Origin of the sequence: Actinoplanes sp. NPDC051861, from assembly GCF_040681145.1 — a bacterium.
Taxonomy (GTDB): domain Bacteria; phylum Actinomycetota; class Actinomycetes; order Mycobacteriales; family Micromonosporaceae; genus Actinoplanes.
In genome coordinates this window covers 26,144-39,095 of sequence record NZ_JBFAYE010000025.1, presented here as the reverse complement: position 1 = coordinate 39,095, position 12,952 = coordinate 26,144, and the positions used below count along the sequence as shown (strand labels likewise).

Below are 12,952 nucleotides of genomic sequence, written 5' to 3'. Positions count from 1 at the left end.
GAGGTGCCTAAGCTGCCCGGTGAGGGGAGTACCTCCGAAGAAGCGTGGCGGTCACCACGGGCGCGCCGAACGTGCCCCCGTCCGTTCACCCGCGGATTCTGATCAGGGGTGAGGGAGACCTCGGACAGTGACACGTGTCCGAGGAGGCCCGCTTGAACTCGATCGCCACCACGCAACTCTGGACGATCACCATCGTCGTGCTGCTCGCCCTGCTGGCCGCCGACTTCGCCGTGACGCGGCGACCGCATGAGGTCGCGATGCGCGAGGCGGTCGGCTGGTCACTCTTCTATCTCGCGCTTCCGGCCGCGTTCGGGGTGCTCATCCTTCAGGTGTACGGGCGGACGCCGGCGATGGAGTTCTTCACCGGGTACGTCGTCGAGAAGTCACTGTCGGTCGACAACCTGTTCGTCTTCATGCTCCTGCTCGCGGCGTTCGCGGTGCCGGCGGCACTGGCCCAGCGCGTGCTGCTCTACGGCATCGCCGGCGCCCTGGTCCTGCGAGCGATCTTCATCGCGGCGGGTGCGGCGGTGCTGCGGACCGGAGCGTGGGCGTTCCTGCTGTTCGGGGCGGCACTGCTGGCCACCGCGGTCAAGGTGCTGCGCGACGCGATGCGCGACGAGCAGTACCACGTCGACATCGACAGCATGCGCAGCGTCCGGTTGTTGCGCCGGATCATGCCGGTGACCGCTACCTACCAGGGCGGCAGGTTGCTCGTGCGGCAGGACGGCCGGCACGCGCTCACGCCACTCGCGCTGGTCGTGGTCGCGGTGTTCATGACCGACATCGTCTTCGCCGTCGACTCGGTGCCCGCGGTGTACGGCGTGACCGAGGACCCGTACCTGGTCTTCGCCACCAACGCGTTCGCCCTGCTGGGTCTCCGCGCGCTGTACTTCGTCCTGCACAACGTCCTGGACAAGCTGCGGCACCTGGACTACGGGCTGGCGATCATCCTGGCCTTCATCGGGGTGAAGCTGCTGCTGCACTGGGCGCACAAGCTGTGGGAGCAGGTGCCGGACATCCCGACCGAGCTGTCCCTCGCCGTCATCGCCGCCACCCTGGCCACGGTGACCGTCACCAGCCTGGTAGCCAACCGCCGGGAGACCGCGGACGTCACCTGAGAAGTGGCTCAGCCCTCGTCCGGCCGGCCGGCCTGCAGGAGGGCGGTAGCGAGGTTGTCCCGCGTGAGCAGGGTGTAGGGGTGGTCCTCGCCGAGCAGCCGCCGCTGGTCGGCGAGGACCTGCTCCAACCCGCTGATCGCCTCGTCCAGCCGCCCCGCCGCCTGCAAGGCGGCGGCGAGATTGTTCCGCGTGAGCAGGGTGGGGGGATGCTCGTCGCCGAGCAGCCGCCGTTGGCCGGCGAGCACCTGCTCGAACCCTCTGATCGCCTCCTCCAGCCGCCCCGCGTCGTAGTACGCGACTGCGAGATTGTTCCGCGTGCCCAGGGTGTCCGGGTCGTCGTCGCCCAGCAGCCGCCGCTGGTCAGCGAGCACCTGCTCGAACCCTCTGACCGCCTCCCCCAGCTGCCCCGACTCGCGGTAGGCGATAGCAAGTTGGTTTCGGGCGATCAGGACGTTCGGGTGGTCGTCGCCCAGCAACCGCCGAGCGTCGGCCAGCACCTGCTCGAACTCGCTGATCGCCTCGTCCGGCCGCCCCGACTCGCGGTAGGCGATCGCGAGACTGTGCCGCGTCATCAGGGTGCCCGGATGGTCCTCGCCCAGCAGCCGCCGCATGCCGGCGAGCACCTGCTCGAACTCGCTGATCGCCGTATGAACCTGGCCCTGGAAGTGCCGGAACGTAGCTGCCCTGGCCACCACATGGAGAACATCGGTGATCCGGTGGTCGTCGGGGAGGTTGGTGGTGAACGCGTCGATGTGGGGAAGGAGCATCGTCCATCGTGGCCAGCCCTGCACGTTGTTCATCGGATCGTCCGGGATCGCACTGTTGAGCAGCCCGGCCGTCTGCTGCTGCACCTCTTCCACGGCTCCGGTCTGCTGCTGGTGGTGCCGTGTCACAGCCTGGACCAGCCGGTGCACGCTCACCATCCGACCGGGCCGGCTGATCATGCTGTAGGAGGCCAGCAGAGCGAGAGCGTCATCGACATCGGCCGGGTCGTCGGCCAGCGGCGTCAACACGTCGTCTGGCAGATCGTCGGGAGCCAGCCAGGCCAGCACGTCCAGCACCCGCCCGGCCAGCGGACTCGACTCGACGATCGCGGACATGGTCAGCGTCCACACCGAAGCCACCGCCCGGCCGTCGTCCCCGCCGAACCCGCTGGTGGCGGCCACGCGCGCGAACTGCCCGGCCAGCAGGCTGCGGTAGTCGTCGAAACTCATCGCCGCGTGCTGACTGACGTAAGCAGCGGCCTGCTCCAACGCCAGCGGCAGATCACCCAGATCAGCCGCCAGCCGACCGGCACCCGCACTGTCATCGGACCGGCCGGTCAGCCGGGTCAACAGCTGTATCGACGCCGGCCGGGCGAGCACCCCGAGCCGCAACGGCGTCAATCCCAACACCGCCCACCGAGCCGCACCCAGGTCCCGCCGCGTGGTCACCAGCACCTGGCCGTTGCCACCGACGACACCCAGCAGCTCGCTGATGTCGCCGACGTCCTCGACGTTGTCCAGCACCAGCAACCAGCCGGTGTGCGACTGCAGCCAGCCCACCGCCCACGCCCGCGCGTCAGCCAGCATCGTCACCGGATGCAACCGGCCTGTCAGCGCGGCAAGCCCCAAACCCACGTTCTCATCACTGTCCGCGGTGATCCACCACACCAGCGAATACCGCGGCAGGTACGCGCGGGCGTAGTGATTGACCAGCTCGCTCTTACCGATCCCACCCAGACCGTGCACGGCGCCGGCCTGCCCGACCACCACACCCACGTCATCGCCGCTCAGCTGCCCGGCAAGCTCCCCCAGATCCCGGCCCAGGAACACCCGGGACGCCCGCGGCAGGTTGTGCACCACGCCGCCTCCGGTCGTCTGTGGCGGCGGCACCCCGGCCGGGTCCACAAAGACGTTGTTCTGGATGCCGCCCGGGCCGACCTGCACTCCCTGTCCACCGGGCACCTCGACCCGGTAGCGGTCGCCACCTGCGGCACCGGCATCGACCACGGGTGATCAACTCCCTGCGCAACGTCACCGGCGGGCCCACCAGAATGCCGTACGACAGCAGGAGCAGACAAGCGGCCGCAACCGCTTCGTCAGCGGCTGACCATGTCCGCGTCGCTGAAGCGGCGGCGGATGCGGGTGATCGCGTCGTGGACCATGGCCACCGCTGGGCGGGCTCGCGTCAGTGAGGCCACCGCGGACTCCAGGTCGCCGGCGCGGGCGTCGGTCTCCAGCCGGTCGCACGCGTCGGTGGCCGCGACCGCGCCGAGGTTCGCCATGATGCCCTTGAGCTGGTGTGCCTCGGCGTGCAGTGCGGCGGCGTCCTCGTCGGCGAGCGCCTGCGCCATCCGGTCCAGGTGCTGCGGAATCTTCGCCGCCAGCGAGCCGAGCAGCCCGTTGAGAGCGCCCGCGGTGGCGACCGGGTCGGGGCCGCGCAGCTGGTCGAGACGCTGCTCGATCTCGGCCGTCACCGATGCCAGGTCCGGCACCGGCAGCCGGTTGCCCCACTGCTGGAGCACCCGCGCGACGTCACCCGGGATGAGCGGCTTGGCGATGTGGCCGTCCATGCCGGCGGCCAGGCAGCGGGCCCGGTCCTCCGGCAGGGCGCTCGCGGTGAGCGCGATGATCGGCACGTGGTGGCCGGGCGGCTCGCGGCGCCGGATCTCCTCGGTGGCGGCGTACCCGTCCATCTCCGGCATCAGGCAGTCCATGAAGATCGCCTGATACTCCTGCCGGGTCGCCAGGTCCACCGCCTCGACGCCGTTGACCGCGACGTCGGCGCTGTAGCCGAGGTTGGCCAGGATGCCCAGCGCCACCGTACGGTTGATCTCGTTGTCCTCGACCAGCAGAAGGTGGCCCAGGCCCAGCGGCGTCGCCGCGGTGGTGCCGATGACCTGGTCCTCGGCCCGGCCGGTGAGCGCGCCGACCAGCGCGTCGTAGAGCTGCGACTGCCGCAGCGGCTTGGCGAACGCGGCGGAGAACCGGCCCGGGTCGGGTTCCACCGGCAGGTGGTGCGCGTCCGTGGCGAGCAGGATGGTCTTGGGCGGCGGGCAGCCCTCCGGCGCGAAGGTCAGCCGGGTCAGCTCGATGCCGTCGCCACGCGCGGTGCCGATGTCGACGATGACCAGGTCGACCGGCCGGCCGGCCGCGGCAGCCTCGCGCAGCGCCTCCGCCGCGCTGGCCGTGTCCACGGCGCCGGCGGCCTGCATCGACCAGGCGGTGAGCTGCTCGGTGAGCACGTCGCGGTCGTTCTCGTCACGGTCGACGATGAGCACCCGCAGGCCGTCCAGCGAGTGCCGGTCGCTGATGTCCAGGTCGTCGCGGGCGGCTCGCAGGGTCACGGTGAACCAGAACGTGCTGCCGCGGCCCGGCTCGCTCTCCACGCCGATGCTGCCGCCCATCAGCTCGACCAGGTCGCGGCTGATCGCCAGGCCGAGGCCGGTGCCGCCGAACCGCCGGGTGGTTCCGGCGTCGGCCTGGGTGAACGCCTCGAACAGCTCCTGCTGCCGGTGCTTGTCGATACCGATACCGGTGTCGGCGACCTCGAACCGGATCGGCACCGCTTCCGGGCCGGCCGGATGGCGCTCGTCCAGGCAGGCGGTCACCATGACCTGGCCCCGGTCGGTGAACTTGACCGCGTTGCCGGCCAGGTTGAGAAGCACCTGGCGCAGCTTCGCCGGATCGCCGCAGACCGTGGCGGGCAGGCGCCGGTCGCAGAGCGCGGTGACGCTCACCGCGTCCCGGGTGTCCGGCGGGGCGACCAGCGACACGACGTCGTCGATCAGGTCGCGGACGCCGAAGTTGGCGTCCTCGAGCAGCACCTTGCCGGCCTCCAGCTTGGAGAAGTCGAGGATGTCGTTGATCACCGCGAGCAGGGCGGAGCCGGCCGCGCTGATGCCCTCGGCGTACCGTCGCTGCTTCTCGTCGAGGGCCGAGCCGAGCAGCAGGCCGGTCAGGCCGATGACGCCGTTCATCGGTGTCCGGATCTCGTGGCTCATCGACGCCAGAAACTGCGACTTCAGCCGGGCCGTCTCGATCGCCTGGTCGCGGGCCTCGGCCAGGGCCACCTCGGTCTGCCGCCGGGCGGTGATGTCGCGGACGAAACCGTGGAAGTGCGCGCCGCCGTCGTGCCCGAGCCGCCACATGGTCAGCTCGACCGGTATCTCGTGGCCGTCCTGGTGCGTCGCCCCGATCTCGGTCGGCCGGTCCAGCAGCCAGTCCCAGCGCCCGTCGAGCAGTCGCCGCAGCGCGCCCCGGTACCGGCGGGGCAGGATGGTCCCGTCCACGGTGCGGCCGAGGATCTCCGCCCGTGGCCAGCCGAAGACGTGCTCGGCCTGCCGGTTCCACTCGGCGATCACGCCGTCGCCGTCCATCGTGAAGAACGGGTCGCTGGCCGCCTGCATGATCATTTCCAGCTGCTCGCGCTCGACCCGGAGGCGCTGCTCGGCCTGCACGCGGGCGGTGATGTCGTGCGCCACCGTCGAGGCGCCGATCACGGTGTCGTCGGTGTCCAGCATCGGGGCCATGCTGAGGGAGACCTCGATGATCGTGCCGTCCTTGCGCTGGCGGCGGGTCTCGTACCGGCTCAGCGCGCCACCGGCCAGCACCCGCCCGAGCAGCTCCTTCTCCTCGCCCTTGCGGTCCGGCGGCAGCAGCCGGGTGACGTCGCTGCCGACCATCTCCTCGGCGGTGTATCCGTAGAGCCGCTCGGCGCCCGGGTTCCACGTGCGGATCGTGCCGTCCAGCGCCTTGCTGACGATCGCGTCCTGGGAGGCCTCGACGATCGCGGCGAGGCGGGCGTTGGCGTGCGCCTGCAGCCGCCGCTCCCGCTCCACCTGACCCTCGACCAGTCGCAACTCGGTGACCTCGGTGCCCACCCCGAAGATCGCGTACGGGCGCCCGCGACGGTTGCGCAGCGCGTACAGGGTGGTCAGGTAGCGGCGGCCGCCGACCTCGTCCTCGTACGCCAGCGGGCCGGTGGCGGCGACCACCGCGCGGTCCCGGCGGCGCAGTTCGGCGAGCCGCTCCGGCCGGTGCACGTCCCGGTCGTAACGTCCCGCCACGGTGCCCGGCACCCGGCCCTCGAGCTGCTCGAAAGCCGCGCTGACCAGGCGGTACCGGCCGCTCAGGCTCTTCACGAACGCCGGTGTCTCGGTGTGCTCCAGGATCGCGGCGAGATAGAAGTAGCGGTCGATGCGCCGCCCGATGCGGTGGCGGAGCACCTCGGCGCCGAGGGTGACGCCCGCCGCGGCGAGTGCAGCGAGCACCAGTAGGGCGGGGGTGCGCCCCGGCGGACGGACCGACACAGCTACCTCCTCTTCTGCATCACCGTACATGTGAAGATTTTCTGCATTAGCCTTATTAGCGGACAAAGGCTCTCCAGACGCCGCAGAAGGAGGCGCCGTGGCGACAGTGATGGTCGTCGACGACGTGGCCGCGAACCGGGACATCGTGCGCATGTTGCTCGGCTACCGGGGTCACGACGTCATCGAGGCCCAGGACGGGGCCGACGCGCTCCGGCTGGCCCACGTCCACCACCCCGACGTCGTGGTCTCGGACGTGCTGATGCCCGGCATCGACGGCCTGGAGCTGGTCCACCGCCTGCGCACCGACCCGGATCCGGTGGCGGCGCAGGCGCCGGTGATCTTCTACACCGCCAACTACCTGGAGCCGGAGACGCGTCCGATCGCCGAGGCGTGCGGGGTGAGCCAGGTCGTGCTGCGCTCCCAGGACCCGCACACGCTGCTCGACGCCGTGGACACCGCGCTGGCGCACGGGCCGGTCACGGTCGAGGTCCCGGCGGCCGACGAGACGTTCGCCCAGGCACACCTGCACGCGGTCAACGCCAAGCTGATCGAGAAGGTCCGCGCCCTGCACGACACCGAGCGCCGGTTCGAGGCAATGGCGATCGCCTCACCGGTCGGCATCGGGATCCTGGACCGGCACGGCAGCGCCGACTACATCAACCCGCGCCTCGCCGAAATCATGCAGGTGCCGATGGACAGCTTCCTCGGCCTCGGCTGGCTGGCGTGGCTCGACACACCGGCCCAGGACGCCGCGCTGAGCCTGCTGCACGGCGCCGGCGAGGCCGCCGAACTCCGGTTCGACCACCGGATCACCTGGCCGGACGGCACCGCCCGGCGGCTGCGGCTGCACCTGCGGCAGATCCACGACGACGATGACGGGCAGCTGGCCGGCGGCGTGCTGATGGTCGACGACGTCACCGACCTGGTCTCCGCCGAGGAGCGGCTGCGCGAGGAGACGCTCCGCCGGCAGGAGGAGACCCGGCACCGCGACGCCGAGCGGCTCGACAGCCTGCGCCGGATGGCCGGCGGCACCGCGCACGACTTCAACAACATCCTCGGCGCCATCCTCGGTTACACCACGCTGGCCATCGAGAGCATCACCGACGGGCAGGCCGACGGCTCCGTACCGGCCGGGATCGCCGAATCCCTGCTCGGCGACCTCGGCCAGGTCGTCAAGGGCGGCGAGCGCGCCAAGACGCTCACCCAGCAGCTGCTCGCGTTCGGCCGCCGCGAGATCACCCAGCCCACCGCGTTCAACATGAACACGCTGCTGCGCGACGCCGAGGCGGCGCTGCGGGCCACGGCCGGCGAGCGCGCCGAGCTGGCCCTCGACCTGGCGCCCGGCCTGCCGGACGTGCAGGCCGACCCGGCGCAGATCACCCAGGCGCTGCAGAACCTGGTCCGCAACAGCGCCGAGGCCATGCCGGGCGGCGGCATCGTGACGATCTCCACCGCCGTGGAGGACGGTCACGTCGTGCTGCGCGTCCGCGACACCGGAGCGGGCATGCCGCAGCATGTGCTGGACCGGGCCTGCGAGCCGTTCTTCAGCACCAAGCCCACCGGCGGCACGGCGGGGCTGGGCCTGTCCACCGCGCACGGGATCGTCAGCCAGGCCGGCGGGCAGCTCACGCTGCTGTCCCGGGAGGGGCAGGGTACGACGGCGACGTTCGCCCTCCCCGCGGTCGTCGCCACGCCCGCCGCCCCGCCCCCGGTGAACGCCCACGAGGCATGCCCGGGCGGCGAGACGCTGCTGCTGGTCGACGACGAGGCGGCGCTGCTCCAGGTCACCGCCCGGATCCTGAGCGGCGCGGGTTATCACGTACTCACCGCCGCCGACGGCACCGAGGCGCTCAAAGTCCTCGAACAGCACCCCGGTCACGTTTCCGCCCTGGTCACCGACGTGGTGATGCCGGGGATGGACGGGCGGCAGCTTGCCCAGATCGCCACCTCGCGGCAGCCGCACCTGAGCATCGTCTTCGTGTCCGGGTTCGCCGAGGCGCTCTTCGACGAGTCCGGCAACAACCTGGAACCGGGTTCCACCATCCTGGCGAAGCCGTACAACCGCGAGACGTTGGTCAACACTGTCCGGTCGGCGCTGAACGCGACCCATCACGGCTGATCCACAGGAAGCTCACAACCGTAGTCAAATAACGTGAGCTCTCCCCGTGTTTCTGGCTCTGGAAGGACGCCCGGTGACCACCGCCAGTGATCGACAGCCGCCCGTTTCGGAATCCGCCACCGCCCGGGTTCCGGCGCAGGCCGTGCCGGCTCACGACGTTCTCGAGTCCGCTCCTCCGCCGCGCCGGGGCCGCCGCCGGTTCCTGATCGCCGGCGCCGCGGCTCTTGTCCTGGTCGCCGCGGGTGCGGGCGTCGCGGCCCGGTGGGCCTACCGGGGCGACGTGCCGCGCGGCGTCACCGTGCTCGGCGCCGACCTGGGCGGGCTGAGCCGCACCGCCGCGGCGCAGGCGCTGCGCGACCACCTCGCCGCGGACCCGAGACTCGCCGAGCCGGTCAGGGTCCAGGTCGACGGCAAGGAGGTCACCGTCAAGCCGGCCGACGTCGGCCTGGTCGTCGATGTGGAGGCGACCGTCACCGCCGCGGCCACCGGGGGGCCGTCGCTGTTCGCCGACCGCGAGGTGGCCCCGGTCGTCGCCGTCGACCCGGATCTCCTCGACGGCGCCCTGCGCAAGGCGGCCGGCAAGATCGGCACGCCGATGCGCAAGCCGGCCGTGGTCTTCGACGGCCTCACACCCCGCGCCGTCCACCCGGAGCCGGGCCGCGACATCGACCCGGCACGCTCCGCCGAGGCGCTGCGCGCCGCCTGGCCGGGCGGCGGGACGGTCACCGTCCCGCTGGTCGACGTGTTCGCGACGACGACCGCGGCCGAGGTCGACGAGCTGGTCGGCTCGCTGGCCCGCCCGGCGGTCGCCGCCCCGCTCACCGTCACCTCGTCGCTGGGCACGCTGAGCATCCCGCCGGCCGCCATCGCCAAGAGCCTGGTGCTGACCGCGGACAGGGCCGGGAAGATCGAGCCGCGGATCGACGACAAGAAGCTGCGGGCGGCCGTCGCCGGGCAACTGGCGAAGCTGGAGAAGCCGGCCAAGGACGCGCGGTTCACGTTCGCCGCCGGCAAGCCGAAGATCGTGGAGGGCGCCCAGGGCACCGCGCTGGACCTGGCCGCCGCGGCGCCCGAGATGATCGGCGTGCTGCGCGCCACGAGCGAGCGGTCGATCGCGGCCACCCCGGTCACCAGTGCCCCGAAGCTCAGCGCCGCCGACCTGGCGAAGCTCGGCGTCAAGGAGAAGGTCTCCACCTTCACCACGAAGTTCACCGGCGGGCTCTCCTCGTCGCGAAGCCAGAACATCGTGCAGGCCGCCAAGCAGGTCCGGGGCGCGCTGGTGCTGCCGGGCAAGACGTTCTCGCTGAACAAGCACACCGGGGAGCGCACCTACAAGACCGGCTATCAGGACGCGCCGGTGATCATCGGCGGCAAGCTGACACCGGGCGTCGGCGGCGGGGTCTCGCAGTTCACCACGACGCTCTTCAACGCCAGCTACTACGCCGGGCTGGAGGACGTCGAGCACAAGCCGCACTCGTTCTACTTCGACCGCTACCCGGCGGTGATCGAGTCGACGATCTTCTACCCGGATCTCGACTTCAAGTTCAAGAACGACAGCCCGCACGGCGTGCTGATCGACACCGCGTACACCAGCAACTCGATCACGGTGTCGATGTGGAGCACCAAGGTCTGGGACAAGGTCACCACGGAGTACAGCCCCCGGCGCAACATCACCTCACCGCAGCGGATCGTCCTGCCGGACGGACCGGACTGCATCGCGACCGGTGGGCTCATCGGCTTCACCCAGGACGCGTTCCGCCTGTTCCACAAGGACGGCAAGGTGGCCAAGCGGGAGAAGTTCACGTGGAAGTACGACGCGGAGCCGAACTTCGTGTGCGGCGGCCCGGAGACCACGAACTGATCCCCGGGCCGCCCGAGTTCACCGCTTGGTTGCCGACACCACCAGGTTGAAGCCGGTGTCGGCGGCCAGGATCGGGTCGGCGAAACCGGCCTCGGCCAGCAGCGACAGCCGCTTGGCCGGACCGCCGAGGGTGCCGAGCCCGTACGCACCCGGCTGGCTCAGCGAGCCGGGGGTGCACAGGGCGGCCGAGGAGGCGTACCCGATCCGGGTGATCGGCATCCCGATCGTGCTGGTCCAGTCGTCGGCCGACCACGGCTCGACGGCCACGACGACGCCGCCGGGTGCCAGGGCGTCGTAGGCCGCGCGCAACGCCGCCGCGGGGTCACCCAGGTCGTGCAGGGCGTCGAAGAAGACCACCACGTCGAACGGGCCGTGCCCGCCGATCGCGGCCGAGTCGGCGACGTGGAACGAGACGTTCGCCGGGCTGCCTGCCTCGATGGCGCGGGCCCGTGCGGTGGCGATCGACGGCTGGTGCCGGTCGAACCCGGACACCGTGGCACCGGGCCAGGTGTTGCCGATCAGCAGGCTGGCGAAGCCGTGCCCGCAGCCCACATCGGCGACCCGCGCGCCCGACTCGAGCTTGGCGACCAGCCCCGGGACGGCCGGGAACCAGGTCTGCGCGAGCTGGTTGACGTACGCGGTCCGGAAGTAGCGCTCGATGCCGTGGTACGTGCAGCCCGGCACCTCCTCGTGGTCCAGGCCGCCGTCGCCGCGGAACGCCGCCTCCAGCCTCTCCATGGACAGGAAGTAACCGGTGATGATCTCGCCGGCCGCCACCACGTACGCCGGTGAGTCCACCACCGAGAGCGCCAGCGCGTGCTCGGTGGGCAGTTCGTAGGTGTCGCCGGCGACCGTCACGTACCCGGAGACGGCCTGCTGCCGCAGCCACTCGGTGACCAGGCGCGGATGCAGGCCGGTCTGCGCGGCGAGCTTCTCCGCGGTGACCGGCCCGGCACCGGTGAGCGCCCGGTACAGCCCGAGGCGGTCGCCCAGGACGGTCATCGCCGTGCTCGACGCACCGGCGAAATCGGTGATCAGCTGCCCGAGGAAGGCCTCCACGCGGGCCTCGTCGATCGTGGGACTGTTCTGCGTATCGGTTGTCATGCACCGACAGTGGCGGCCGGCCCTTGCTCGTACCTTGCCCATGCCTTGCTGAGCACCGACAGGGCGTACCCGATGATCGTCGCGGTGTCGCCCGCCGGCGGCGTCTCCGCGCCGTCGCGCAGCCGGGCCAGCCGCTCGGCGTCGGCGCTCATCACGGCCGGTGCCATCGGGTCGATGTCGGCGGCGCGGACCAGCTTCGCGGCGGCGGCCGGCTCACCGAGAGCGCCGAGAAGCTCGGCGATCAGGCGGATCATCGTCCAGACCTGGGCGGTCATGTTGGCGTCGCGGACGGTCAGGATCAGATCACTGCAGAAGGGTACGGCCTCCGCGTACCGCCCCAGCCGGATGAGCACGGCGGCCCGCGCGACCCGTGCCACGTTGCCCGTGTAGACCTGGTTGACCCGGTCGCTCGCGGCGATCGACTCGTCGTACCAGGCGAGCGCCTCCTCGCCGCTCAGCAACTCACCGCGGGTGAACTGGACAAAACCGTCAAGGCCATCGCTGTGCAGCCGGTCGACGTACTTCTCCAGCCACCGCCGGCCCGCCTCCGGATCCCCGCCGTAGGCGTCCATCAGCGCCGCGCAGCAGATCCCGGTGGCCCGCGCCCACCGCGGCGCGCCCGGATCCTCGGCCATCCGCTCGGCGTCCGCCCGCACATCGGCGGCTCGCCCGGCGAACATCCCGTTGGATATCCGCACGATCAGCGCGCCCCACCGCAGCGGATGATCACCGGGCATCCGGTCGAGAACCGCGCTGAGCAGCCGGTCGGCCTCCGCCAGATCGCCGCGCAGCCACTCGGCGTTCCCGGCCGCCAGCCCGCGCAGCACGTCGCTCTCGGTCTCGACCCGCTCCGGCGCCCACCCGGCCAGCTGCTCGGTCAACCCGGGATCCGGCGCGTCCGACCCGATCACGGCGAGCAGAGCGGCCAGCCTCGGGCCGTCGTCGTGGCCGCTCTCCCCCAGCCAGGCCAGGGCCTCCTGCAGGTTGGGCAGCTCACGGCGCAGGGTGGGTGTGGTCCACGGGTCCCGCTCGCGGCCGCGCTCCACCAGCTCGGCGGCCAGGTCGAGCATCCAGCGGGCGTGGGCGCCGCGCGCTTTTCGCTCCCCGTCGGGCCCGAGGTGCCCGAGCCCGACGTGCCGCACGGTCTCCAGCAGCCTGTAACGCGGCGGCTCCGCACTCAAATCCGAGATCACCAACGAGGCGTCGACGAGCTCCGCCAGCAGCCGCTCGGCGTCACCACTCGATTGTGTGTGGAATGTGGGTGCGCCGGCGGGCCCAACTCCCCACACACCCACCGGCGGCACGGCGGCAGGCAGCCGCTCGGCGTCACCACTCGATTGTGTGTGGAATGTGGGTGCGCCCGCGGGCCCAACTCCCCACACACCCACCGGCGGCACGGCGGCAGGCAGCCGCTCGGCGTCACCACTCGATTGTGTGTGGAATGTGGGTGCGCCCGC

The 12,952-nt window shown here is 71.4% G+C and carries 7 protein-coding genes; 3 read left to right on the top strand and 4 right to left on the bottom strand.

The window, feature by feature from the left end; all coding sequences use genetic code 11:
- Positions 1 to 134: 134 nt before the first annotated feature.
- Entirely contained in the window at positions 135 to 1,118 is a 984-nt protein-coding gene (locus AB0M02_RS40085; protein ID WP_364237164.1) for a TerC/Alx family metal homeostasis membrane protein, read from the top strand.
- Positions 1,119 to 1,126: 8 nt separating this feature from the next.
- Here AB0M02_RS40085 and AB0M02_RS40080 read toward each other — a convergent pair whose 3' ends face one another.
- Positions 1,127 to 3,109: a tetratricopeptide repeat protein gene (locus AB0M02_RS40080; protein ID WP_364237161.1), complete on the bottom strand. Its 1,983-nt coding sequence runs from the start codon at positions 3,107 to 3,109 to the stop codon at positions 1,127 to 1,129.
- 89 nt (positions 3,110 to 3,198) lie between these two features.
- Positions 3,199 to 6,411, bottom strand: a complete 3,213-nt coding sequence (locus AB0M02_RS40075) for a PAS domain S-box protein (protein ID WP_364237159.1) — start codon at positions 6,409 to 6,411, stop codon at positions 3,199 to 3,201.
- Positions 6,412 to 6,508: 97 nt separating this feature from the next.
- Between AB0M02_RS40075 and AB0M02_RS40070 the strand changes: the two genes are divergently transcribed.
- Together AB0M02_RS40070 and AB0M02_RS40065 are read left to right on the top strand one after the other, a co-directional pair.
- Positions 6,509 to 8,530 carry a response regulator gene (locus AB0M02_RS40070; protein ID WP_364237157.1) on the top strand — a complete coding sequence of 674 codons (2,022 nt, stop codon included), beginning with the start codon at positions 6,509 to 6,511 and terminating at the stop codon, positions 8,528 to 8,530.
- A gap of 73 nt (positions 8,531 to 8,603) precedes the next feature.
- Entirely contained in the window at positions 8,604 to 10,391 is a 1,788-nt protein-coding gene (locus tag AB0M02_RS40065; RefSeq protein WP_364237155.1) for a VanW family protein, read from the top strand.
- Positions 10,392 to 10,409: 18 nt separating this feature from the next.
- Here the strand turns inward: AB0M02_RS40065 and AB0M02_RS40060 are convergent, their stop codons facing one another.
- The gene (locus AB0M02_RS40060; RefSeq protein ID WP_364237153.1) at positions 10,410 to 11,495 is read right to left on the bottom strand and encodes a methyltransferase domain-containing protein; all 1,086 of its coding nucleotides are present in this window, start codon (positions 11,493 to 11,495) and stop codon (positions 10,410 to 10,412) included.
- Positions 11,492 to 12,688 (bottom strand): hypothetical protein, encoded by a 1,197-nt coding sequence (locus AB0M02_RS40055; RefSeq protein ID WP_364237151.1) that lies wholly within the window; start codon positions 12,686 to 12,688, stop codon positions 11,492 to 11,494. The genes AB0M02_RS40060 and AB0M02_RS40055 overlap by 4 nt, the downstream gene beginning before the upstream one ends.
- Between the last annotated feature and the right edge of the window lie 264 nt (positions 12,689 to 12,952).

Coding starts and splice junctions, on each gene's coding strand:
- AB0M02_RS40060 (WP_364237153.1), bottom strand. CDS start 11,495: ATGACAACCGATACGCAGAACAGTCCCACGATCGACGAGGCCCGCGTG.